The sequence below is a fragment of the Marinobacter sp. L-80 genome (assembly GCF_056859395.1).
The window spans coordinates 19901-44726 of sequence record NZ_JBSXOI010000068.1 but is presented as its reverse complement, the minus strand read 5'-3'; the positions used below and the strand labels follow the sequence as shown (position 1 = coordinate 44726).

Sequence of the window (24826 nt, the reverse complement as noted above, 5' to 3'; positions counted from 1 at the left end):
CTTCAGCGGTAGTTGGCGAGAATCGCATCCAGCTCGCCATTCGCCTTCATCTTCGCCAGTTCTTCGTTGAACTGGCTGGCAAAGGACTGCCAGTCTTTCCGCAGCATTAGCCGGAACCCGTAATTGCTGATGCTTTCGTTGCTGATGTCGAAATGCTGCCGCAGCCCCTCGTTTCTGAGAATCCACTTTCCGACGAGCCGGTCGGCGACGGCGGCGTCGAAGCGGTCACCGTGCAGCACGAGGGTGAACATGTCCTTGTCTCTGGAAACATCAAAGCGGCGAATCCGACCTTCCTCGAAGTAGGGCTCAAGCAGCGGATATCGGTAGCCGAGATGGGTGACAATGGTTTTGGAGATCAGATCGTCCGGGCTCTCGTAGTAAAAGCTGGATTGTGCTGGTACAAAAAACACTTCCTCGATGTCGACTACCGCATCGGTAAACAGGAATTTCTCCGGGTCGTCCGCCCACTCCCGAGCCCTTGGTGTGGCATCGATGTATCCATCAAGCAGCATCTGATCTACACGTTTACGGGGGATTTGCTCAGCGATTACCCGGTATCCGAGCCTCTGGGCTACCTCGGACACCACATCCCACATGATTCCTGATGGTTGGCTCTGGTCACCGATGAGATAGGGTGGGTAACCATTGGGCGAAATATTGAAACGAAAAACCTTTTGTTCGCCAGAGGTATCTTGTGAGGCAAAAACTGGCGGAGAAAGTGCAGTCAGTACAAGAACAAGGACACCAAGAGTGGCATTAACAGGGCGGGGATATCGGTTTTGCATGCGGTGGGGCTCTCTACGGAACAGTACTGTAGGTGGATAATGAACCCGGCTATCATCCCTGCCAGAATTGGCTAATTCTCCTCTCTTGCTTGATCAATTTCAATGATGTGAAGTCTATCTTCACACAAGGCGAACGCCGGGGCCCAGGCAGGGTCCCCGGCGAAGAAACAGTCACGCCCAGGCGCGGCGCAGAACCGAGCGGGCATCCTCCAGCGTTACTTCCTTCGGATTAAACATGATGGAACCATCATCCAATGCCATCTCAGCGATATGGTCCAGCTGTGCCTCGGTCACCTTACCGGTTTCCTTGAGTGTCCGAGGCAGCTGGCAGCGCTTGTACAAAGCATCCCGCAACTTCCGGATCGCGGAAATACTGGCCTCTGCCCGGCGGCTTGCCGGTGTTGCTGCAAAGACTTCGGGGCCCTCGAGGTACAACAAAAGTTCACCCAGGGGTTCCCGGATGGTTTCAAGGTTGTACTCCAGGGCGTAGGGCAGGTAAAGACTCATGCAAAGGCCGTGGGGCAGGTGGCAGACGGCGCCGGTGGCGTGCCCCAGGGCATGCACCAGACCCACCATGGAGTTGGAGAAGGCGATGCCGGCCATGGTCGAGGCTTGCGCCAGCTCCAGTCGTCCGTCGCTGTCTTTCGGGTTGTCCATGACCTGAAGGAGCGACTGGCTGATTTTCTTGATGGCCGCGGTCGCGTAGGCGTCACTCAATGGGTTTTTCGCCATGCAGGTGAACGCTTCGGTTGCGTGGGTCATGGCGTCCATGGCTGTCGCGGCAGTAATGTGCGGCGGCAGGGTGAGGGTCATGCGCGGGTCAATGATGGCCGCGTTTGGCAGCAGGAACGACGACGTGAAGGGCAGCTTGACGCCCTTGGCTTCATCGGTGATGACCGCAACCGACGTAACTTCCGAACCGGTCCCGGCTGTTGTCGGCACCACGAAGAAGGGCTTGAGCGGATGCTTGAGCACACCGGCACCGCTGTACTTGGCGATATCGTCACCACCCTCGGAAACCAGAATGTTGACGGCCTTGCCGGTATCGATCGCCGAACCGCCGCCCACGGCGATGATGGAGTCGCACTTTTCCTGACGATAGATGCCGGCGATATCGCGTACCACCGTGGTCGAGGAGTCAGGCGGAACGTCATCATAGATGGTGGTTATTTCCAGCCCGCTTTCCTCGCAAGCTGCGATCACGGGTTCCAGAAGGCCCGCAGCCCGCACGCCCTTGTCGGTTACGATCATTGGCCGCTTGGCAGCCATTCCAGTCAGCTCGTAAGGGATGTGTTCAAGGGCGGCCTTGCCGGCAATGACTTTTACCGGGCAGAAGAACTCATAGTATTTATTGGTCATCACGCTCTCACTGTCTCAACGAAATTGGTGGCAACTTTCAGGTAAATGCGCGCGGCGCTGATCAGCTTTTCCGGCAGGTGGAGGTCGGCCGGGTATTCCTTCACGGCGCGCTCGGCGACCATTTTCGGCAGGATGAAGGATTCAAGCCGGTTCAGTACCCGCGTCATCCGCACGGCATAGCTGATGTCGCCATCCACCAGCATGCGGTCATTGGCGAAAGCCACTGATGTTTTTTCCTGGAAAGACAGCACCAGGAAAGCGTGGGCGATGTGCTTGAACTGAATCGACAGGTCGATCGGCCGTGGGGCCTTGTCACCGTGGTAACGGAAACGCCCCTGACCGGTATGCTCGACGATCAGCTTTGAGCCATCCGGCATCACCATCATCTCAAACAGGAAACCGTCAGGCAGTGCCCGGGCTTCGTTCTGAACCTTCTCGTCCACCTCGCTCACAGCCTGCAGGGCTCGCCCCATCACCTGGAACATCAGTTCCACGTACAGTCGGCGCGCCTGGAAGACCATGGGCTGGATACGTTTCGCTAGCATGTCCGTCATCCAATCGTTGTTGATGTCATCTGATTTTTAGAGTTATTGCTCTAAAAGTCAATGGAGGCGATGACAGAAGATGTGCGTCAGACCGGCAATCTTGATCCCGGGCAATAAAAAGGCCGGAACCCCTCGGGACTCCGGCCTTCTAAAGTCAACGATTCCGGCGGCAATTATTGCGTGAGTGCCGCCAGTTTACGTTTGGCCTCTTCAGCTACGTCTCCACCGGCTTCGGCGGCCTTGCTGTAATAGGCAATGGCTTCATTCCGGTTATTCTGTTTTACCGCAACATCGCCCAGTCGCAGGAAGGCAATGGAAGTGGGGACGGTTTCATTGGCTTTGGTCAGATTCTCCCTGGCCTTGTCCAGATTGTTGAGCCTCAGAGCATTCAGGCCATTGTAAAGGCGATACTTGAACATCTCGGGGTAGAGCTCCACCGCCTTTTCAAAGTCGGCCGCGGCCTTCTCTGTTTCCTTCTGGTCCTGATAAATGCGGCCGCGAAGGGCATAGAACATGGCTTCCCTTGGCAGCAGACGGATGGCTTCGTTGATCTTGTCCAGCGCAGGCTTCATCTCGCCTTTGGAGGCCAGCTCCATGGCTTTGTCATGGGCATCGTAAGCCGGTTGCAGCGAACGGAGTTTGGCCATCTTGCGTTCATAGACGTCCTCACCGCGGTAGCCGCCCGCGCCAACCTTCTGCACCAGTTCGCGGTTCTCCTGCACGCGTTTCGCTGAGGGAGGATGGGTCGCGAACAGGCCATCAATGAAACTGGACTGACGCCCTTCGGATAGTTTCAGGAACAGCTCCTGGAGCTCCACCGCCGCCTGTGGGTCATAGCCGGCTTCTTTCATGTAGAGAATCCCGTAGTGGTCGGATTCGAGTTCATCGCCCTGGCTGTATTGCGCCAGCGCAAGTTGCGCCCCAAGGGCAGCACCACCCATGATCAGACCGGCCCATTCGTTGTCCGACAGGGCAAAACCAAGTCCGGCAACGCCGGCGCTGATCAACATTCCCTGCTGCATGCGCTGAACACTGTGCCGGGCTGCCGCATGAACAATCTCGTGCCCCAGAACCGAGGCAAGCTGAGCCTCGTCGTCAAGCTCTGTCAGCAGGCCACGGTTAATGGCGATCTTGCCTCCGGGAAGGGCCCAGGCATTGGGTACACTGCTGTTCAGAACCACGAATTCGTAGGGCAGGTCCGGTCTGTCGCTGACCCTGGCCATTTTCTGGCCAACCTCGCTCACATAGAGCGTCAGCTCCGGGTCCACATAAAACCGACCGCCCTGGGTTTGCTGGGTGGGCACGTACTGCTCGGCGCCCATGGCGAGCTCCTGGCTTTCACCGATCAGCGAAAGCTGATTTTCCCCGGTAACCGGATTGACCGAGCAGCCGCTGAGTGTCAGCGCCAGCGCAATGGCTACCAGGCTGTTTTTGATGGCAGACAGGTTCACAGTAAGCTCCCTTTTGGATGATGCGATGTCGGGTTCGTTCAAAACAGTTGCCCGCTTCCTGAATGGGCAGTTTATAGCACATGATCGGCCATCAGTGGATTACCTCAACCTGCCCGGCGGTGGTGACGAGCAGGCCCTTGGCGTATCATAAGCGTCTGTTCCCGCTCTGTTTCACCAACTTCGCACCCAAGGCAACCCATGAGTAATTTACTCGAACTGATCGCTTTGCTCTGGTTCCTCGTCTGCTGGCTGGGTTATACCGAATACTCGAAACGCCGTGCCGCGGACCGTCCCTGCCTGTCCAACACCCTCGACCTTTACCGGGAGGACTGGATGCGCGTCATGTTGCGGCGGGAAAACCGGATTGCCGATGCGTCTGTGGTCGGAAACCTGGAGCGCAACGGTGCGTTTTTCGCCTCCAGCTGCCTGCTGATTCTCGCGGGTATTATCACCGCCCTCGGCTATACCCAGGAAGTCATGGAAGTATTCAGTACCATGCCCTTCGGCACATTGCCGACCCGGGAAATCTGGGAACTTCGCATGGTGGTGCTGTTGGTGGTCTTTATCTACGCCTTTTTCAAATTCACCTGGTCCATGCGGATGTACAACTTTGTGTCGGTGATGGTGGGCAGTGCCCCTCCGCCAGACGACACCAAAACCAGCCCCGCTGGCAGGGAGGCGTTTGCACGAAGTGCCGGCAACATCTGCAATCTTGCCGGCGATGCCTTTAACCTTGGGCTGCGGTCCTACTATTACGCACTTGCCGTGGTAGGCTGGTTTATTCACCCGATTGTCTTCATGGCGGCGTCCACGCTGGTTGTTGTCGTTCTCTATCGACGCGAGTTCTGTTCGACGGCACTGGAAGCATTGAGGGCAGGGAAGGTCTTCGAGGAGCCGCTGCCCGGCAAGGCGGAAAACAGCCCAAAACCTAAAAGCTGATCCACAGGTTGAATCTGAATGAACGATGATATCCGACGGAAACGGGTTAGCCGTTTTATAGCCACCCTCAACCAGGCCAAAGAGCTTGGTCTGTCGGTTACCGAGGCCACAAAAGGCAGCCTGACACTGTGCCTGCCTTACAGTGATCGCATTATCGGTAACCCGGACACCGGAGTGATTCACGGTGGGGCCATCACCACCCTGATGGATACCACGTCAGGGTGCGTGATCCTCTGTGCCCTGGAAGATTTTGAACTCTGCCCGACGCTGGACCTGCGCGTGGACTACATGCGCCCGGCCCAGCCCCGCAAGCCGGTTTATGCCCGGGCTGAAACCTACCGGGTAACCCGGAACATCATTTTTACCCGCTGTGAAGCTTACCAGGAAGGCGGTGAAACCATCGCCAACTGCGTGGCCACCTTCATGCGTATCGGGAAGGATGCCAGCCCGAAACATTACCGGGACCTGATTACCGGAGGTGAAGAATGACCGATCCTGAAATCCTGCGTTACACCCAGGAGACCGGTGACTTCAGCCGCATGCTCAGCAGCATTCCCTACGCCACCTGGATTGGTCTTCAGTGCGAGCAGTTTGGAGACGACCTGATTTTCCGTCTGCCCTGCAAAGACTCCAACCTGGGTAATCCCATCCTGCCGGCCATCCACGGTGGCGTGATCGGTGGCTTCATGGAGATGTCTGCCAACATCTACCTGATCATGTCCCAGGAAAGTCTGCGCATGCCCCGTATCGTCGACTTTTCCCTGGATTACCTCAGGGCCGGTCTCAATCGCGAGACCTACGCCGAATGCCGCCTAACCCGCCAGGGCAACCGCGTTGCCAACGTGATGGTCAGCGCCTGGCAGAAATCCCGCTCGCAACCCATTGCGACTGCCAGGGCGCACTTCCTCCTCGAAGACTGATCTTGCCTATACTCCGGGGCTTGAAATGCCCCGGTGTGCCCCCATTTTTTTGGACAGCGAGAGCTCAATAGCCTGGTGGCGCGGGTAGGAAAGGCTTTCCAAAACCGTGCGGAGCCATGGATGGCGGAGCCGAGCGTACATGGATGTATTCACAGCGTGTTTTGGAAAGCCTTTCCTGCCCGTGCCGCTCCACGAATTATGAGGTAACTCGGGCGCCCCTATTCGCCCGTTTATTTGTATCAGGAGACATAAACGCCATGACGGTTGAAGCCAATAAAGAGACGCTTGGATTCCAGACCGAAGTGAAGCAACTGCTTCACCTGATGATTCACTCGTTGTATTCCAACAAGGAAATCTTCCTTCGTGAGCTGATTTCCAACGCTTCAGATGCCGAAGACAAACTGCGTTTCGCAGCGCTGAAGGACGATAGCCTTTATGAAAGCGATCCTGAGCTGAAGATTCGCCTGGATTTTGACGAAGAGGCGAATACCGTCACGCTCACCGACAACGGTATCGGTATGACCCGTGACGATGTTATCCAGAATCTTGGCACCATTGCCCGTTCCGGTACGGCTGAATTCCTCCAGCAGTTGTCCGGCGATGAGAAGAAGGACAGCAAGCTGATCGGTCAGTTCGGTGTTGGGTTCTATTCGGCGTTTATTGTTGCCGACAAGGTTGATGTATTTACCCGCCGCGCGGGTGCGCCTGCAGAAGATGGTGTGCATTGGGAGTCCAAGGGTGACGGCGAGTTTTCCATCGAGCAGGTCAATCTGGATAACCGCGGCACCCAGATCGTCCTGCATCTGAAGCCAGACGCCAAGGAATTCGCCAACGGCTGGAAGCTGCGCAGTCTGGTGAAGAAGTACTCGGATCATATTTCCTTCCCGGTTGTCATGAAGGCCGAATCCGACGAAGGTGAGAAGAAGGACGAGTACGAAACCGTTAACGATGCGACAGCGCTCTGGACACTCCCCCGTACCGAGATCAAGGACGAGGAGTACAGGGAGTTCTACAAGCACATCGCCCACGATTTTGAAGACCCGCTCACCTGGTCCCACAACAAGGTGGAAGGCAAGCTGGATTACACCAGCCTGCTGTATATCCCGGCCCGTGCACCGTTTGATCTGTACAACCGTGAAGCGCCTCGTGGCCTGAAACTGTACGTGCAGCGTGTGTTCATCATGGACGACGCCGAGCAGTTCCTGCCGCTGTACCTGCGTTTTACCAAGGGTGTGATTGATTCCAACGATCTGTCCCTCAACGTTTCACGTGAGATCCTGCAGAACGACAGCACCGTGGAAAGCATTCGCACCGCGCTCACCAAGCGGGTCCTCGATATGCTGTCCAAGCTGGCCAAGAAGGATTCCGAGCAGTATCAGAAGTTCTGGGGTGAGTTTGGCACGGTATTGAAAGAAGGCCCGGCGGAAGATTTCAGCAACCGCGAGAAAATCGCCGGCCTGCTGCGCTTCGCCTCTACCCACACCGGGGAAAGCACACAGAACGTGTCGCTGGATGACTACATCGGCCGGATGAAGGAAGGGCAGAAAAAGCTTTACTACATCACCGCCGACAACTTCACAGCCGCCAAGAGCAGCCCGCATCTAGAAGTGTTCCGCAAAAAGGGCATTGAGGTGCTGATCCTTACAGATCGCATCGACGAGTGGATGATGGGTTACCTCAGCGAATACGACGGCAAGCAGTTGCAGGATGTTGCCCGTGGCGACCTGGACCTGGGCGAGGTCGAGACCGAGGAAGACAAGAAACACAAGGAAGAGGCGGCTGAAGAGCACAAGGACCTGCTGGAGCGCATCAAGAATGCCCTGAGCGACCGGGTGCAGGAGGTGCGTGTAACCAACCGCCTGACCGATTCACCGGCCTGTCTGGTGGTAGGCGATTTCGATATGGGCGCCCAGATGAAGAAGATCATGGAAGCTGCCGGCCAGAAAGTACCGGACAGCAAACCGATCTTCGAGATCAATGTTGATCATCCGCTGGTCCAGCGACTGGAAAGCGAGAAGGGCGAAGAGCGGTTCAACGAGCTCTCAGCGGTTATCCTGGACCAGGCCACCCTGGCCAGCGGTGAGCAACTCCCGGACCCCGGGGCCTATGTCACCCGTCTGAACCGCCTGCTGCTTGAACTGGCGAACTGATCGCCAATGCAGCAGATTATTGTGGATATCAGCATCAGCCCTGATGAGTGGATCAAGCTCTATCAGGGCGTTGCCACAGATGTTCACACCACGGCCCGGGACGGACGCTCTGTCCGATTCCCGGCCCGTATCCTCTCCCGTTTTTATCTTCGCGATGGCATTCGCGGCAGTTTCCGCATCGTCTTTGACGACGCCGGTAAGTTTTCATCCATTGAGCGGCTCTGACCGACCAGAGCTCCATCCATAAATAAAAACTCTCACAAATTTATTTTTAATTAATTGTATTGCGCCATCGGTCCCGCGCTACGGTGGAGCTGTTCTCGTTAGGCAGGAGCAGATCCATGTCCAATGTAATGTCACTCAGTCGTTCAATCGCATGGCCGGACTTTTTAGACATTCTGGCGAGATATTCAAGTGATTACGCTTGTGCCCAGTAAGGCAGAGAACCCGCAAACATTGCGGGAAATCCTATAGGCGCACGCTATCCGGGACATAAGAAATACTCAGAGCAGATTATTGGGTGTGTCCTATAGTTAGAAGTGCCTGAATCAAAGCAGTGTCGTTTTGCCAACCCCAATGAGGAGAGAAAAATGACAGACAACAACAGTGCGGGCGGAAAGTGTCCCGTAATGCACGGTTCAAACACTCAGGAAAAAGCCGATGTAGCCGGCTGGTGGCCTGAGAACCTCAATCTCGACATCCTTCATCAGCACGACCGCAAAACCAATCCTCTCGGTGAAGACTTCGACTACCGGGAAGAAGTCAAAAAGCTTGATCACGAAGCCCTCGAAAAAGACATGCACGAGCTGATGACCAACAGTCAGGAATGGTGGCCTGCCGATTGGGGGCATTACGGCGGCCTGATGATTCGACTGGCGTGGCACGCCGCTGGTACCTATCGCCTTGCCGACGGTCGTGGTGGTGCCGGCACCGGCAACCAGCGGTTCGCTCCGCTGAACTCCTGGCCCGACAACGGCAACCTCGACAAGGCACGCCGCCTTCTGTGGCCGCTTAAGAAAAAATACGGCAACAAGGTGAGCTGGGCCGACCTGTTTATCCTGGCCGGCAATGTTGCCTATGAGTCGTTTGGCCTGAAGACCTTCGGTTTCTCTTATGGCCGCGAGGACATCTGGCATCCGGAAAAAGACATCTACTGGGGTGCGGAAAAAGAGTGGTTGGCGCCGTCTGACAGCCGTTATGAAGACGTCGACAAGCCCGACACCATGGAGAACCCGCTCGCTGCAGTGCAAATGGGCCTGATTTATGTGAATCCTGAGGGCGTGAACGGTGTGCCGGATCCGCAGAAGACCGCGGAGCAGGTGAGAACGACCTTTGCCCGCATGGCGATGAACGATGAAGAAACCGCAGCGCTGACCGCTGGCGGCCATACGGTGGGCAAGGCTCACGGTAATGGCGACGCCGATGCCCTCGGCCCGGAGCCGGAAGGGGCTGACGTTGAAACCCAGGGCTTTGGCTGGATGAACCCGAACCTCGACGGCAAGGCGACCAACGCGGTTACCTCTGGCATCGAAGGTGCCTGGACCTCGAATCCGACCAAGTTCGACATGGGCTACTTTGATCTGCTGTTTGGCTACGAGTGGCAGCTGACCAAGAGCCCGGCTGGTGCAAACCAGTGGGAGCCGATCGACATCAAAGAAGAGCACATGCCGGTTGATCCGACTGATCCGTCCGTCCGTCGCAAGCCGATGATGACCGATGCCGACATGGCAATGAAAGTCGATCCGAAGTACCGCGCAATCTGCGAGAAGTTCATGGCAGATCCCGAGTACTTCAAAGACTGCTTCGCCCGTGCCTGGTTCAAGCTGACCCACCGCGACATGGGGCCCAAGTCCCGCTATATCGGACCGGGTGTGCCTGATGAAGATCTGATCTGGCAGGATCCTGTTCCCCAGGGCGAGACCAATTACATTGAGGAAGTGGTCAAGCAGAAGATTGCCGGGGCCGGATTGAGCCTGAACGAGCTGATCTGCACCGCGTGGGACAGTGCCCGTACTTTCCGCGGCTCAGACATGCGTGGTGGTGCAAACGGTGCGCGGATTCGCCTGGCGCCCCAGAAGGACTGGGAGGGTAACGAGCCCGATCGTCTGGATAAGGTGCTGAAGGTTTACGAGCAGATTTCGGCTGACACTGGCGCCAGCGTTGCTGACGTTATCGTGCTTGGCGGTAACCTTGGCATCGAGATGGCAGCCAAAGCAGCCGGCCACGAGGTTCACGTACCCTTCTTGAAGGGACGTGGTGACGCTACCGACGAGATGACGGATGCCGAATCCTTCGATCCGATGGAGCCGCTGGCGGATGGCTTCCGCAACTGGCAGAAGAAGGACTACGTGGTCAAGCCGGAAGAAATGCTTCTGGATCGTGCCCAACTGATGGGACTGACAGCGCCTGAAATGACCGTCCTGCTGGGTGGCATGCGGGTGCTCGGTACCAACTACGGCGGCACCAAGCACGGCGTATTCACCGATCGCGTTGGCCAGTTGACCAATGATTTCTTCGTCAATCTGACTGATATGTCGAATCGTTGGGAGCCGACTGGCAAGAACTCGTACAACATCGTGGATCGCAACAGTGGCAATACCAAGTTCACTGCGACCCGTGTTGATCTCGTGTTCGGTTCCAACTCGATCCTGCGTGCCTACGCAGAAGTGTATGCCCAGGACGACAACGAAGAGAAGTTCGTGAAAGACTTCGTTGCAGCCTGGAGCAAGGTCATGAACGCCGACCGGTTCGACGTCGAATAAGACCTGTAAGCAAGCGATTGGACACCCCGGTTTCGGGGTGTCCGTCTATCAACTTCCCGCCAAATTCCTTACAATCCGCTCCGTGTGATTTTTGATCAGTCTCACCCCGAACAGACCCTGTAATTGCTGGAGCACTCATGCGCATCATTCTCGCCCCAATGGAAGGGCTGGTTGACGCACCCATCCGTGAAACCCTTACCGGGGTAGGCGGCATCGACCGTTGCGTAACGGAATTCGTTCGTGTCACCCATGGCATGCTGCCACCGAGAGTGTTCTACAAATACGCCCCCGAATTGTACAACCGGTCGCTCACTCAAGTGGGCACCCCCGTTGCCGTTCAGCTGCTGGGTTCAGACCCTCACCAGATGGCGCGCCACGGCGTGCGTGCGGCTGAACTCGGCGCCACCCAGGTGGATATCAACTTTGGTTGCCCGGCCAAAACGGTCAACAAGCACAAGGGTGGCTGTGTGTTGATGCGCGAGCCGGAGCTTATGCATGAGATCGTGGCTGCTGTGCGTCAGGCTGTGCCAGCGCATGTGCCGGTCACAGCCAAAATGCGGCTGGGGTATGACGACCGATCCATGGGTGTGGCTTGTGCCCAGGCATTGGAAGCGGCAGGCGCGGCAGAGATTGTCATTCATGCCCGCAGCAAAGTAGACGGGTATAAGCCGCCGGCCTATTGGGAGGAAATCGCCCGGGCCCGGGAAGCTGTCAAAACCCACATAATTGCCAATGGCGAAATCTGGAGTGTCGCGGACTACTGGCGTTGCCGTGAGGTGTCCGGCTGCGATGACGTGATGATTGGCCGTGGCCTGATCGCCCGGCCAGACCTCGCCCGGCAGATCAAGGCCAGCCAGCAGGGCAAAACGGTGCCGGATATGACCTGGCCGGAAGCTGTCGCCCTGGTTCGTGAGTACGCTACGGTTCTTCAGGGCTGGCTTGAGGACCGCTATGTGACCGGTCGTATCAAACAATGGCTTAACTTTCTCCGCCAGGGTTTCGCCGAGGCAGAGGCGCTCTGGCCCGAGGCCCGGAAAATCCGTCAGGTGGCGCCCATGATGGCATGCCTGGAACAGCGGGTTATCCTGACGGACTCCCGCGCTGCCTGATCCTCATTCAAGCGCACTGACTCAATCCCCACGCGTTGACCTTCCCGCCGCCTAAACTGGTATCAACGGGATTGTCGTTCGTATCAATACCGGTACCAATAAAAAACGAGTGGGAGGACGAACAACATGTTCAGAGCAGGTTTGCGCAACACGATGGCCTTTGCCGGAGTGTCAGTCGGTATGCTAGTGGGCGCCGCTATGCCGGCTGCCGCCGACGACCACGTGGTGAAAGTCACACCCCTGGGAAGCCACGATGGTGAGTTCTGTGGCCGGGACCGGGCGCTGGTCTTTGAAGATCCCAATGGCACCCGAATTCTCTATGACGCCGGCAGAACGGTCGCCGGTCCGGATGATCCCCGACTGGGCAAAATTGATGTTGTTCTGGTTTCCCACATGCATGGGGACCATGTGGGTGATCAGCGCATCAGCAAGACCAATCAGGGCACGTGCGGATCTCCAGACACCGGCGTTTCAACATTGCCACAATCCAACACTGTTGATATTGCGGTAAAACACGGTTCAAAAATTGTTACGGGTAGCGAAATGCCCGCCTTCTTTGCCGCCAAGCTGAAAGATGCCGGCGGTGATCCTGCAAACTCGCTGTTGGTTCGGTTCGGTGGCGAGCGTGAGGTTGGCGGAGTGGCAATTACGACCGTGCCGGCTGTGCACAGCAATGGCGTATCGCCTTCGTTCCTCACCGGGCCACTGGCAGAGTATCTGGCTGCCGCGGGTGTTGGCGCCAGTGTCGGACCACCCACGGGCTACGTGCTCAGGTTCTCCAACGGCCTGGTGGTCTACCTGTCCGGTGACACTGGCATTACTGCCGAGCAAAAGCTGGTCGTGAAGGATCACTACGGTGCGGGACTTGTGGTGATGAACATCGGTGATACGTTCACCACCGGACCGAAACAGGCCGCCTACGTAATCAATGACCTCGTGCAACCGAAGGCGGTTATCGCCTCCCACGCCAACGAACCTGCGACCTCCGGTGGCATGGTGCAGGAAGGAACGCGCACGGCTCTGTTCCGGGATTCAGTGACAGTGCCGGTTCATGTGCCCCTCAGTGGCCGCACCATGGCGTTCAATGGCATGGCGAGCTGCGTCTCCGGCTGCAACTAAGGGAACACGGGCACGCAGGGCTGTTGCCGGTCAGTCTTCCATCTCCGGTCGGTAATGGCCCGCGCGAGCGGCACCGTTCAGGCGGGCCCGCTTCAGCATTGCTGCCTGAGCCTCCGGACCATTGTCCAGATTGCCTGCCCAGGCCTTCTGTGCCGGTTCCTGCAAAGCCCGTCCGTAAGAGAAGCTCAACTCCCAGGGCTGCGCGCCCATGCTGTTCATGGCGTTCAGATTGAGAGTGGCTTCTTCCGGTGTCTGGCCGCCCGAGAGGAAGAAAATGCCGGGTACCGCAGCCGGTACCGCCCTGCGAAAAACATCGAGAGTCGCTGTCGCCACGGCTTCCGGGGATGCCTTCGGGCTTTCCTTGCCCGGCGTCACCATGCTGGGTTTGAGGATCATGTATTCCAGTGCCACCTTGTGTCGGTAAAGGGCGTGGAACACCTCCCGAATCACCGCCTCGCTGACTTCCGCGCAGCGCTCGATGGAATGGTTGCCATCAATCAGTACTTCCGGCTCAACGATCGGCACGATACCCAGGGACTGGCAGATCGCCGCATAGCGGGCGAGAACCTCGGCATTCGCCTCGATCGCCTGCCGTGAGGGCAGGGTGTCCGATATATGGAACACATCCCGCCACTTGGCGAACCGGGCCCCCTGGTTTTTGTAGATCTCCAGGCGGTCCTCCAGACCATCCAGGCCAAAGGTGATTTCATCACCGGGGGCATTCACAAGAGGGCCTTTGCCCTTGTCTACCTTTATGCCCGGCACAATGCCTTTGCTGGCCAGCAGCTTTGGCATGGGAACATTATCCAGGCTCTGCTGGCCGAGAGTCTCTTCAAACAGAATGACCCCGCTGATGAATTCTCCGAGCCCGGAAGCCGAGAAAATAAGGCTTCGGTATTCCCGGCGCATATCTTCGCTCGACTCCACACCAACGGCCTTGAAACGCTTGGCAATGGTCGGGTGGCTTTCATCCGCCGCGAGAATTCCCTTGCCGGGCTGAACCAGTTCCCGGACGGTAGAGTTGAGTTCTTCCTGAATGGTCATGGTGAGCTCCTGGTTGATCCTTGAAAGTCTGTTGGTCGTTCGGCCCGCCACTCTATTGTAGACGTTGAATAGCGGTCTGGAATTTGATCTGCGCTAAGGCAGAAACCGATCTCCTGAATTAGGCTGTAGATGATAACAACAGGAAAACGGGAAGACCTGAATATGAAAACCGTTGTCAGCGTCAGCCAGGGATCTGGTGAGTACGATTATGATATCGAGACGTCGTTTCTTGGGCAGCCTTTCCGGATTATCCGGATCGGTACAGACGGCGATCTTTCCCGGGCCGAGGCGGTTCTGGAGTCCGTGCATCCGCAGGCAGATGCCATCGGTCTGAGCATGGTACACGATCATTACGAGGTGGGCCGGGAGCAGCTTGAACACCCGGATACTGCCCGCCTTGAGGCCTGTGTGCCGGATAAGCCGGTAACCACCGGTGCCGGGTTGCGGGCTATCCTGCAGGAATGGGCTGTGCGTCATACCCAGTCTGAGCTCGGGCATTTCTTCGACAATGCCCGGGTGCTCTTTTTGAATGGGCAGGCCGGTTACCGGATTGCCAGGGCCCTTTCCGAACATACCGAGAATCTCTTCTTTGCCGATCCTTACACGGATTTCGGAGTGCCCAGGCTGCTGACTTCCCTGAAACAGCTGGAAACCTATACCTCGCTTACTGCACCCATCATGTTCAGGCCTGCGGCGGTGAAAGCGGTTGAAACCATTCTCCGAACACCGCTGTATCGGTTGGGTGAGAACCTGGTGAAAGGTTCGCTCCATCACGCGGTGTCCGAGGCCCATGTCATCGTGGCCTCGATTGGCGACCTGGAGAATTTCACGGCGAAAGAGCTGGATGGAAAAACCGTGATTACCTCGCGGGTAACGGACGCGGCCATGGACTGGATGCGTTCGCGCAAGGTTGCCATGGTAGTGGATTACAGTCCCTGGCTGGAGGGCCGCCCCGTTGGCGTGAATGTGATGGAGGCGATGATCAGTGCGGCGCTTTCCAGGACGCCGGACCAGTTGGGCCCCGATGACTATCTGGATGTTATTCAGAGCCTGCAGATTGAGCCGCGAATCCTTTACCCGAACGGTTATCGCCGGGTTAACCGGTTTGCGTTTGTCATTCATCCCCTGTCGCAGCAATACCTCACCAAAACACCGCCCCTGGACTGGGTTGCCAACGTATCGCCGCCTGTGGTGATGAACCTGGTGGAAAAGGCCATCGCGTATTCGCCACCGTTCATCTACTCCAAGGTATCCGGAATCCGGTCACCCAATGGCGATGAGGTGGAGGGCTGGCTCATTACCGTTGGTGGCACCCCTCGGGAGATCATGGCCCACGGGCCGGAATTTACCTACGCCCGGTTGCTGCAGGCGGCCAAACTGGCCAAGAAACTCGGCGCCCAGATCATGGGCCTGGGTGCGTTTACCAAGGTCGTGGGTGATGCCGGTATAACGGTGGCCAAGCGGGCGCCGCTGCCGATCACGACCGGCAACAGCTACAGCGCATCGGGTGCCCTGTGGGCGGCCCATGACGCCATGAAGAAAATAGGGCGGGTGAGTATTGGCCCCAGTGGCAAAGCGGCCGGCAAGGCTATGGTGGTGGGCGCTACGGGTGCTATCGGGTCGGTCTGCGCCAGATTGCTGGCCAAGGCTGTGGACGAGATTTATCTGGCGGCACCGGAGCCGGCCAAACTGCTGGCTCTCAAGGAAAGCATCGAACAGGAAACGCCGGGTGCCATCGTACATGTTGCCGGCTCTGCCGAACGCGATCTGGCCGACATGGACATGATCGTGACCGCCACCTCCGGGGCCGGCAAACGTATCCTGGATATCATGAAAGTGAAGCCGGGCTGCGTCATAACCGACGTTGCCCGCCCACTGGATATCCCGGCGGAGGATGTCGCCAAGCGGCCGGATGTGCTGGTGATCGAATCTGGCGAGATTCAGCTACCGGGTGAAGTGCATATGAAAGACATCGGGCTTCCGAAAGGCATCGCCTATGCCTGCCTGGCGGAAACCATCGTGCTTGCTCTGGAAGCGCGTTTCGAGAACTTCACTCTCGGGCGGAATATCGAGTGGGAAAAAGTGCGGGAGATTTACAAGCTGGGGCTGAAGCATGGCATGAAGCTGGCCGCCATTTCCGGGGTGAACGGTGTGTTCACCGAGGAGGACTTCGAACGGGTTCGAGTCCTGGCGGCCAGCCAAGAAGCACCTCAGGCAGAAGGATCAAGCACACCGGCGTAGCGAACGCCGCTGAGCAGGGCCATCTCCCGATGCCAGGTGGACAGGTCATCTATGTTCAGTTTGCTCAGGCTGTCGTGGCCACAGGCTCGTGCCATCACCTGCATCAGTGAGACAGAGGCCTCAAGGAAGTTCTGCAGCTGTTTGGCAGACTGGTCGACGTTCAACCGTTGGCGCAGGTCCTTGTTCTGGGTCGCAATGCCTGCCGGGCAATTGTTGGTGTTACAGATACGGGCTGCAACACAGCCGATGGACTGCATGGCACTGTTGGCAACGGCAATACCGTCAGCGCCCAGCGCCATGGCCTTCACAAAATCGATAGGGACCCGCAGGCCACCGGTAACGATCAATGTGACCCGTCCGCTTGCACCGCGGTCATCCAGATAGCGCCGCGCACGCGCCAGGGCAGGAATGGTGGGCACACTGATGTGATCACGGAAGATCTCGGGTGCAGCGCCGGTGCCGCCGCCACGGCCGTCGAGAATGATGTAGTCGGCGCCGGCATCCAGGGCGAATTGCACATCCCGCTCGATGTGATTGGCGCTCAGCTTGAAGCCGACGGGAATACCTCCGGTGACTTCCCGAACATGGCTGGCGAAGCGCTGGAAATCCTCAACTGAGCGCAAATCGTCGAAAGTGGGTGGGGAGTTGGCCGGTTCGCCCTCAGGAATATTGCGCACCTCTGAGATCTTGCCGGTGTTCTTGTTGCCCGGCAAATGGCCACCGGTGCCGGTCTTGGCGCCCTGGCCACCCTTGAAGTGAAACGCCTGCACTTTCTTGAGCAATTCTTCCTTGTAACCGAACTTGGCGCTGGCCAGCTCGTAGAAGTATCGGGAATTTTCCTGTTGCTCCTCGGGCAGCATGCCGCCCTCGCCAGAGCAGATGCCGGTGCCGGCTAGCTCGGCGCCACGAGCGAGGGCAATCTTGGCCTCCTCCGACAACGCGCCGAAGCTCATGTCGGAAACGAATAGCGGCATGCTCAGTGTCAGTGGCTTGCGGGCTTCAGGCCCGATTACCAGTTCGGTCGAGACGTCGGCGTCGTCTGCCAGCGGCTTACTGGCCATCTGCGCCACCATCAGTTGGAGGTCGTCCCAGTGGGGCAGGGTGTGGCGGGGCACGCCCATGGCAGTTGTCGGACCATGGTGGCCCATACTGCTCAGCCCCTCACGGGCCAACTGATGAATAAATTCAACGGTGGGTTCTTCTTTGGTGGATTTGGCCTTCGGCGCATCACCGGATTCCTCGTCGCCATCATCGCCTGACTCCGGCGCCTCCTTGCCAACCTGGTCATCGCTGAACTGCTGGTGAGTGTCGTCACAATAAGGCGCGCTTCCGGTCTGTTTACACTGGCACAGAACCGCCTCTTCGTCTTTTTCGGCCTTGAAGACCTTGGGCTTGAACCCCGTATCTCCGTGGGAACCGTCGCAGAACGGCTGGTTGTTGGAACGGCCACAAACGCAGAAGGCGTATTCCTCGCCTTTTTTCAGGCTGACTTTCTTGGGCTTGTTATCAGCGATCACCGGATTGCTCATTGCAAGGCTCCTTGTTTGGCGTATGCCACAAATGTACAAGGGTGTACGGGCATTAAACGCAAATAGGCTACTTGTAATGATCAAGTGTGGATCAGGACTGACCGCGCCGCCAATGCGGCGCGGCTCGCTCGGCGTCCGATTACTGCTGCAGGCCCGCCCTGGCTGCACGCGCCGCGTGCAGCTTCCGGTAGCTCTCGATCAACCGCTGATGCTTCTCCAGCCCATCCAGTTGCATGTTCGTGGCTTCCAGGCCGTGGAAACGAACGCTGCCATCCACTGAGCCAACAACAGCTTCCATGGTTTCCTCGCCGAACATGCGGGTGAAGTTGGTGATGTAGTCGTCCAGCTCCATTTCGTCGTCAAGGGTGACTTCGAGAACCGCATACATGGCTCGGTAGAACAGACCGCGCTCAACGGTGTTGTCGTTGAACTGAAGGAACATGTCGACGAATTCCAGGGCTTCTTCATGCCACTGCAGGGCAAGGCAGATCAGGATCTTCAACTCAAGGATCGTGAGTTGGCCCCAGATGGTGTTTTCATCGAACTCCACGCCGATCAGGGTGATGATCGTCATGTAGTTGTCCAGCTGGCTGGCTTCCAGGCGTTCCACCAGATCGGCCAGTTGCTCATCGTCCAGGCGGTGCAGGTTGAGGATGTCTTCCCGATAGTCCAAAGCCATGTTGGTGTTGTCCATGATCAGGTCTTCCACCGGATACACCTCGGAATAGCCTGGAACCAGGATTCGGCAGACCGGCGCGCCCAGTTCCTCGTAAACGGCGACATACACTTGCTTGCCCAGTTCCTCGAGGATACCGAACAGACACTCGGCTTCCTCGGCGTTGGTGCCGGAAAAATCCCATTCAACGAAATCATAATCGGACCTGGCGCTGAAAAACCGCCAGGAAACAACGCCGGTAGAGTCGATGAAGTGCTCCACAAAGTTGTTTGGCTCGGTCACTGCCAGGCTGTTGAAGGTGGGCGCCGGCACATCATTGAGGCCCTCGAAGCTGCGGCCCTGCAGGAGTTCGGTCAGGCTTCGCTCAAGGGCCACTTCAAAGCTCGGGTGAGCGCCGAAAGAGGCGAACACGCCGCCCGTTCGCGGGTTCATCAGGGTAACGCACATTACCGGGAACTGGCCGCCGAGGGAGGCGTCCTTTACCAGAGTCGGGAAACCCTGGGCTTCCAGGGCTTCAATGCCTTCCAGGATGTCCGGGTATTTTTCCAGTACCTCCCGGGGCACGTCCGGAAGGGCAATTTCCTCTTCGATAATCTGCTTCTTTACCGCCCGTTCGAAAATCTCCGACAGACACTGAACCTGTGCTTCGTTCAGGGTATTGCCCGCACTCATGCCGTTGCTGAGAAACAGGTTCTCAATCAGGTTGGAGGGGAAATACACCACCTCGCCATCCGATTTTCGCACGTAGGGCAGGGAGACAATGCCCCGGTCGGCTCTGCCGGAGTTGGTATCAATCAGATTGGAGCCGCCAAGCTCGCCGTCCGGGTTGTAGATGGCGAGGCAGTGGTCATCCAGAATACCTTCCGGCAGCTCGTCGTTGGGGCCCGGCTTGAACCACTTTTCGTTCGGGTAGTGGACGAAGTCGCTGTTGGCGATGTCCTCACCAAAGAACTGATCGTTGTAGAAAAAGTTGCAGCTGAGCCGCTCGATAAATTCGCCCAGGGCAGAGCACAGGGCGCTTTCCTTGGTAGCTCCCTTGCCATTGGTGAAGCACATGGGTGAGGCAGCATCGCGAATGTGCAGGGACCACACGTGCGGCACAATGTTCCGCCAGGAGGCAATCTCGATCTTCATGCCCAAGTCTTCAAGGATGCCAGTCATGTTGGCGATGGTCTGCTCCAGGGGCAGGTCCTTGCCTTCGATAAAGGTCTGGGTGCCGCCTTCCGGCTGGGTCATCAGCAGTGCCTGGGCGTCCGCGTCCAGGTTCTCGACGGTTTCAATCTCGAAGGTCGGGCCGGTCTGGACCACTTTTTTCACGGTGCAGCGGTCGATCGAGCGCAGGATGCCCTGGCGGTCTTTCTCCGAAATGTCCTCGGGCAGCTCCACGGAAATCTTGAAGATCTGGTTGTAGCGATTCTCCGGGTCCACGATGTTGTTCTGGGACAGGCGGATGTTCTCGGTGGGAATGTCCCGCGCGAGACAGTAAACCCGAACAAAGTAGGCCGCACACAGGGCAGAGGACGCCAGGAAGTAATCGAACGGGCTGGGCGCCGAGCCGTCGCCCTTGTAGCGAATCGGCTGGTCCGTTACGACCGTGAAATCGTCAAACTTGGCTTCAAGTCTGAGGTTCTCGAGAAAGTTGACGTTGATTTCCATTGCAGAGAGTCCTGGATCGGAGAATTTGGCGCGCCATGGTTTTTAATGGCGGCCATTATCCAGTTTTTGCAGGCGTTCGTCTTGGTCGGTCTTCTACGGATGATGTAACGCCAGCTCGACGGCCTGAGCTGCGTGAATCTCCGTGGTGTCGTAGAGGGGAACCCCGGTATCCGCCTGCTTGATCAGCAAGCCGATCTCGGTGCAGCCCAGGATCACCGCCTGCGCGCCGCGCTCGGAAAGCGAGCTGACAATATCGAGGTAGATGTCGCGCGAGTCCGGCTTGATCTCTCCCAGGCAAAGCTCCTCGTAGATAACACGATGCACCTCGTCCCGCTGGATTTCATCCGGCGTGAGAACGTCGATACCGGCGGCCTCCAGTCGGTCCCTGTAGAACGCCTGTTCCATGGTAAATCGCGTGCCCAGCAGGCCTACCCGGTTGATTCCATCATTCTTCAGCACCTGAGCTGTGGCATCTGCTATGTGTAGCAACGGGATCTCGATCGCCTGTTCAATTTCAGGAGCAACCTTGTGCATAGTGTTGGTGCCGATCACCAGGAAATCCGCGCCGGCCCTCTGCAATGACAAGGCGGCGTCGGAAAGAATGTCGGCAGTAGCGGGCCAATCACCTTTGTGTTGAAGCGCTTCGATCTCGGCGAAATCCACGCTGAAGAGCACCAGCTTCGCCGAATGCAGCCCGCCCAGTCGGCCTTTGACCCCCTCGTTGAGGAGTCGGTAGTAGGTTTGGGTGGATTCCCAGCTCATGCCGCCGAGAAGGCCAATCGTTTTCATGGGTAATCTCCTTATTATCCGCTAATTGTCACGATAATCAGCGCCACTGCATAGACCGAGAGCATCAGGGCGCTTTCAAACCCGATCTTGCCAATTCCATAGCGTTGGCGCCGGACCATTCCCATTAACAACGTGGCTGTCATCAGTATGCTGACAAGCCCCCAGGTCATCTGTATCGGGGTAATGTCGTGATAGATGGAACCGCCAGGGTAGCCCACATCGGCTGAAGCGATCACCAGCATATTAAAACAGTTGGTGCCGAATATATTGCTTACCGCCAGGGTCAGCGCGTTCCTGCGGATGGCAGCAATGGTGGTGACCAGCTCGGGTGAGGAGGTAGCGAGCGCGGTAAACAGGCCGCCAATCAGGGTATCGGACAGGCCCGTTTCGTCACTGATCACTTTGGCCCCTTCCATCAGTACCCATCCAGCTATGCCTGTAATTGCAGCCAGAATAATGAAAGTGACCCAGGCCTGGGCAAGACCGCCGCGAAGATAATGACCAGGCTTGTCGGGAACGGTCTGGCGGGTCAGTCGGGGAAACCACATGGGTTTGCTGTCGGTTGTGCGAACCAGGTGCAGGCCGAACAGGTACGCTGCGGTAATCACGGGAGTGATTGGATGGATGCCCCACACGGAAACCGGTGGGCTGGCAATCGCCAGGAGTGGCAAAGCGAGCAAAACGATCAACAACGCAGCCAGCATCAGATTGGTTGAAGATGTAGCCGCGTGCTCCAGGTTGGCTTTCCGGTACATGATGTCGGCAATGCCCAGAAACACCAGGTTCGCAGCCATGCTGCCCATGACATTGCTCATGGCCAGGTCCGGCCTTGAATCCAGCGCAGCGCTGAGGGTGGCGGCGAAGTCCGGTAGTGACGTTACTCCAGCCAGCAGAAAGATCCCGAACAACGCCTCTCCAAGGCCCGTTCGTTCGGCCAGCTCATCCGCTACCCGAGCAAGCCGGCTGCCGGCTGTCACAATAACGACGGATGCGATGGCAAAAGCGATGATCCCGGTAGTCAGTGATGGAAACACTCAAGGCCCCAGACTGTTGCGATTGCTTGAATTTCTTACGGTAACTATAGCGGCCGGGGAATGGCCAGGGCGGATATCGATGCCCGCAGAAGTATTCTGGCTTCTATATTGGCTGCAGGAAGCACCGGTAACAGGTTCAGAGCAAATCGGAAAATGGTCGGTCCCTGGATTTTCTTCGGTGAGATGGGCCTGTTTCGGTTTTCCACTGATGCCACGCCTTGTATCCAGGTGTCGATGTCTACAGTGTTAAGTAGAGCCACTTCTCAAAGAAGGAGGGGAGCCAGTATCCATGGAGCCCGTCACCAAGAAACCCTGTATCGACGTCTGCGAGTTCAACAAGAAGGCCATCTGCAAAGCCTGCGGCCGAACCCGTCAGGAGAAGAAAGAGTGGAAACAGCTGTCACCGGAACAGAAGCAGGCGATCTGGACACGTATTTTGGAGTCTCACGGCTCGGGTAAAGGAAAGAATCCCAAGGCATTGCGCGAGTTGTACGAGAAGGCCAAAAAGAAGAAAAAGAAGAGCTGATCGCCGCGGAAATGTTCGGGTTGCGGCGATCAGAGACCTCAGGGTGAAGTGTTAGAAACGATACTTGGCGTTTGCGTTCACAGTGCGCCGCTCGCCGTATCCGCAGTCTGCACCTTCGGAGCGGCACCAGGTGATGTACTCGTCATCGGCCAGGTTTTTGGCATCTACGGTGAAGTCCCAGTTCTGCCAGGTGTAGCCAATCATGGCGTCGTAGAGGGTAACGGAAGGAACGACGGGCCCGCCTCCTGAGCCAACGTTGTCACCCACGTAGCGCACCCCGGCACCGACCCGCCAGTTGTTGGCGATGTAGAGCTGGTTCCACCAGGAAGCCTGACGCTCGGCCACATAGGGGAGCCGGTTGCCAGAGGCGTCATCCCTGGCATTCAGATCGGTGTAGGCCAGTTGGGTTTCGAAACGCTGCCACCGCTTGTTCACCTGCAGCTCCCAGCCGTCGATCACCGCGCCGGTCTGCTCAACACCTCCGGGGGTGCTGCCGTCGCTGATCCGGTTCTCCTGGGTAATATCGAAGTAGGCTGCAGTAATGCCAAGGGACTGGTCCTGGGACACGTACTTCACGCCCGCTTCCTGTTGGTCGCCGGTGGTGGGTTCCAGTGTGTTGGCCGCGGCGGTGCCATCGGTACCGAGGTTCATGCTGAAGGCTTCAGCGTAGCTGATGTATGGGGAGATCCCGTTTTCGAATCGGTACATCAAGCCCGCCCGACCAGTGGTGGCCTCCTCGTCGCTGACGGTATCTGATCCGGAGACGGCCAGGCGGCGGTTCTCGGCCCAGTCGTGGCGAAGGCCGGCCGACACGACGACGTTGCCGATCTCGATGTGATCGGCAATGTAGAGGCCGATTTGCTCAATCTCGTTGTCCGGCCGGTCGGTCGGATTGATGGCACCGTCGTTCAGGTTGCCGTACTGTGGATCATATACATCGAAGGTGCCACCCAGGCCATAACCGTAAAAGTAATTGTCCTGTTTCCAGAGCGCGTCCTGGCGGTCGGCGCCGATAATCAGACGATGGCGGGTCATGCCCAGCTCAACATCACCCTCAAGGCGAGCGTCCATGTTGAAAATGCGGGTTTCAGCATCTGCCGTGTAAATGGTACGCGGCACTTCGCCATTGGCGTCGGGAACGCTTGGAATGGTTATCCAGTGTTCGCGGTTTTCGGTACTGGAGCGGCTGTAGCGAGCAGTGGCGGAAAGCGCCCAGTTGGTATTCAGTTGATGATCAACAAACAGGGTAGCTTCGGTCTTCTCCCGATCATAACGATCCCATCCTGGCTCCCCAACGAATCGCTCAGAGCCGATAAACCCTTGCGATCCTGGCTCCAGGGTGCCGGCCTGTGGCAGGAACTGAGCGGATACCTGGCCTTTGTTCTCCTGGCGGTTGAGGAGCAGGGTAACGCTTGTGTCATCGGTTGCGCGCCAGGTCAGGGAAGGGGCGAGCACGTAGCCATCGTCTTCCACATAATCCACCTGGGTGTCACTATCGCGTCCCAGTGCGATAAAACGGTACAGCAAATCACCGCTCTCGTTGACGGGGCCGGTTACATCCACGGCCAGCTGCTTACGATTAAACGTGCCGTACTGGGCCCAGATCTCGCCGCCCTGTTCCTCTTCCGGGAGCTTGGATACCCCATTGATGATGCCGCCCAGGTCACTCTGTCCATAAAGCATGGACGAGGGGCCTTTGAGCACTTCGATGCTCTCGAGTGCGTACACATTGGTGCGCACGGTGTTGTAGGAACCGTAGATCTGACGCAGACCATCCAGATAGCGCCCGGCATCAACACCACGAACTTTTGCAGAATCGATTCGGGTGTCAAAACCAAAGTTGCCTGCGTAGACCCCCGGTGTGTAGAGCAGGGCATCCTGTATGTTCTTGGCTCCGAAATCTTCGATGAAGCTGCGATCGACGATTGAGACCGAATAGGGTTGCTCTTCAACCGGAACGTTCAGTTTTCCAACGGCCGGCGTTTTTTCCAGAGGCATATAGTCCGGAGCGGTAATCGCATCAGAAACCACATCGAGAGCTTCGAGTGTGGTCGCGTCGTTGGTTTGCGATTGCGCCATGGCCAGAGAGCTTGCGCCGAGGAGTGAAACCAGTGCTGCAGAGCTGCAGCGTCGGGAGCGAATGACTATCATACAAAAATACGCCTTCGTTGTTAATGCGGAGGCGAATGATA

General features: G+C 57.4%; 20 protein-coding genes. 10 read left to right on the top strand and 10 right to left on the bottom strand.

Annotated features, from left to right (window positions below):
- Positions 1-2: 2 nt before the first annotated feature.
- From AC13E3_RS12570 to AC13E3_RS12555, 4 genes are all read right to left on the bottom strand, one after another.
- The gene (locus AC13E3_RS12570) at positions 3-785 is read right to left on the bottom strand and encodes a substrate-binding periplasmic protein (protein ID WP_482902075.1); all 783 of its coding nucleotides are present in this window, start codon (positions 783-785) and stop codon (positions 3-5) included.
- Positions 786-956: 171 nt separating this feature from the next.
- Entirely contained in the window at positions 957-2144 is a 1188-nt protein-coding gene (locus AC13E3_RS12565) for an iron-containing alcohol dehydrogenase (RefSeq protein WP_014576813.1), read from the bottom strand.
- Positions 2144-2689 (bottom strand): hypothetical protein, encoded by a 546-nt coding sequence (locus AC13E3_RS12560; protein ID WP_008172020.1) that lies wholly within the window; start codon positions 2687-2689, stop codon positions 2144-2146. Before AC13E3_RS12560 ends, AC13E3_RS12565 begins: the two co-directional genes overlap by 1 nt.
- Before the next feature lie 173 nt (positions 2690-2862).
- Complete coding sequence (locus AC13E3_RS12555) at positions 2863-4140, bottom strand: M48 family metalloprotease (RefSeq protein ID WP_008172015.1); 1278 nt, start codon at positions 4138-4140, stop codon at positions 2863-2865.
- A gap of 198 nt (positions 4141-4338) precedes the next feature.
- Between AC13E3_RS12555 and AC13E3_RS12550 the strand changes: the two genes are divergently transcribed.
- From AC13E3_RS12550 to AC13E3_RS12515, 8 genes are all read left to right on the top strand, one after another.
- Positions 4339-5079 (top strand): DUF599 domain-containing protein, encoded by a 741-nt coding sequence (locus AC13E3_RS12550; protein ID WP_008172012.1) that lies wholly within the window; start codon positions 4339-4341, stop codon positions 5077-5079.
- A gap of 18 nt (positions 5080-5097) precedes the next feature.
- Positions 5098-5568 (top strand): PaaI family thioesterase, encoded by a 471-nt coding sequence (locus tag AC13E3_RS12545; protein WP_088557496.1) that lies wholly within the window; start codon positions 5098-5100, stop codon positions 5566-5568.
- Entirely contained in the window at positions 5565-5999 is a 435-nt protein-coding gene (locus AC13E3_RS12540) for a PaaI family thioesterase (RefSeq protein WP_008172009.1), read from the top strand. The genes AC13E3_RS12545 and AC13E3_RS12540 overlap by 4 nt, the downstream gene beginning before the upstream one ends.
- 257 nt (positions 6000-6256) lie before the next feature.
- Complete coding sequence (gene htpG / locus AC13E3_RS12535; protein ID WP_482902074.1) at positions 6257-8149, top strand: molecular chaperone HtpG; 1893 nt, start codon at positions 6257-6259, stop codon at positions 8147-8149.
- A gap of 6 nt (positions 8150-8155) precedes the next feature.
- On the top strand, positions 8156-8374 hold the full coding sequence (locus tag AC13E3_RS12530; protein ID WP_008172004.1) for a DUF2835 domain-containing protein: 219 nt from the start codon (positions 8156-8158) through the stop codon (positions 8372-8374).
- Between the two features lie 365 nt (positions 8375-8739).
- Positions 8740-10911 (top strand): catalase/peroxidase HPI, encoded by a 2172-nt coding sequence (gene katG / locus AC13E3_RS12525; RefSeq protein WP_008172001.1) that lies wholly within the window; start codon positions 8740-8742, stop codon positions 10909-10911.
- A gap of 137 nt (positions 10912-11048) precedes the next feature.
- On the top strand, positions 11049-12020 hold the full coding sequence (locus AC13E3_RS12520) for a tRNA dihydrouridine synthase (RefSeq protein WP_008171999.1): 972 nt from the start codon (positions 11049-11051) through the stop codon (positions 12018-12020).
- 126 nt (positions 12021-12146) lie between these two features.
- Positions 12147-13139 (top strand): MBL fold metallo-hydrolase, encoded by a 993-nt coding sequence (locus AC13E3_RS12515; protein ID WP_008171998.1) that lies wholly within the window; start codon positions 12147-12149, stop codon positions 13137-13139.
- Positions 13140-13169: 30 nt separating this feature from the next.
- On the opposite strand, the gene AC13E3_RS12510 is transcribed toward AC13E3_RS12515, so the two are convergent.
- Positions 13170-14183 (bottom strand): class I fructose-bisphosphate aldolase, encoded by a 1014-nt coding sequence (locus AC13E3_RS12510; RefSeq protein WP_008171996.1) that lies wholly within the window; start codon positions 14181-14183, stop codon positions 13170-13172.
- A 162-nt stretch (positions 14184-14345) separates the two neighbouring features.
- On the opposite strand from AC13E3_RS12510, the gene AC13E3_RS12505 reads away from it, so the two are divergent.
- Positions 14346-16424: a dehydrogenase gene (locus tag AC13E3_RS12505; RefSeq protein ID WP_062784765.1), complete on the top strand. Its 2079-nt coding sequence runs from the start codon at positions 14346-14348 to the stop codon at positions 16422-16424.
- On the opposite strand, the gene AC13E3_RS12500 is transcribed toward AC13E3_RS12505, so the two are convergent.
- The 4 genes from AC13E3_RS12500 to AC13E3_RS12485 form a co-directional block, all read right to left on the bottom strand.
- Positions 16394-17953: a glutamate synthase-related protein gene (locus tag AC13E3_RS12500; protein ID WP_104271383.1), complete on the bottom strand. Its 1560-nt coding sequence runs from the start codon at positions 17951-17953 to the stop codon at positions 16394-16396. The two genes, AC13E3_RS12505 and AC13E3_RS12500, sit on opposite strands and share 31 nt — an antisense overlap.
- A 139-nt stretch (positions 17954-18092) precedes the next feature.
- Positions 18093-20285, bottom strand: a complete 2193-nt coding sequence (locus tag AC13E3_RS12495) for an OsmC domain/YcaO domain-containing protein (RefSeq protein ID WP_104271381.1) — start codon at positions 20283-20285, stop codon at positions 18093-18095.
- Between the two features lie 93 nt (positions 20286-20378).
- Positions 20379-21074: an aspartate/glutamate racemase family protein gene (locus AC13E3_RS12490; RefSeq protein ID WP_008171988.1), complete on the bottom strand. Its 696-nt coding sequence runs from the start codon at positions 21072-21074 to the stop codon at positions 20379-20381.
- Between the two features lie 14 nt (positions 21075-21088).
- Positions 21089-22108, bottom strand: coding sequence for a sodium:calcium antiporter (locus tag AC13E3_RS12485; protein ID WP_482902073.1), 1020 nt, complete (start codon positions 22106-22108; stop codon positions 21089-21091).
- A gap of 289 nt (positions 22109-22397) precedes the next feature.
- On the opposite strand from AC13E3_RS12485, the gene AC13E3_RS12480 reads away from it, so the two are divergent.
- Positions 22398-22634 (top strand): DUF1289 domain-containing protein, encoded by a 237-nt coding sequence (locus tag AC13E3_RS12480; protein WP_230706904.1) that lies wholly within the window; start codon positions 22398-22400, stop codon positions 22632-22634.
- Positions 22635-22685: 51 nt separating this feature from the next.
- On the opposite strand, the gene AC13E3_RS12475 is transcribed toward AC13E3_RS12480, so the two are convergent.
- A complete protein-coding gene (locus tag AC13E3_RS12475; RefSeq protein WP_405419270.1) occupies positions 22686-24785 on the bottom strand; it encodes a TonB-dependent siderophore receptor in 2100 nt (699 codons plus the stop codon).
- Positions 24786-24826 lie beyond the last annotated feature (41 nt).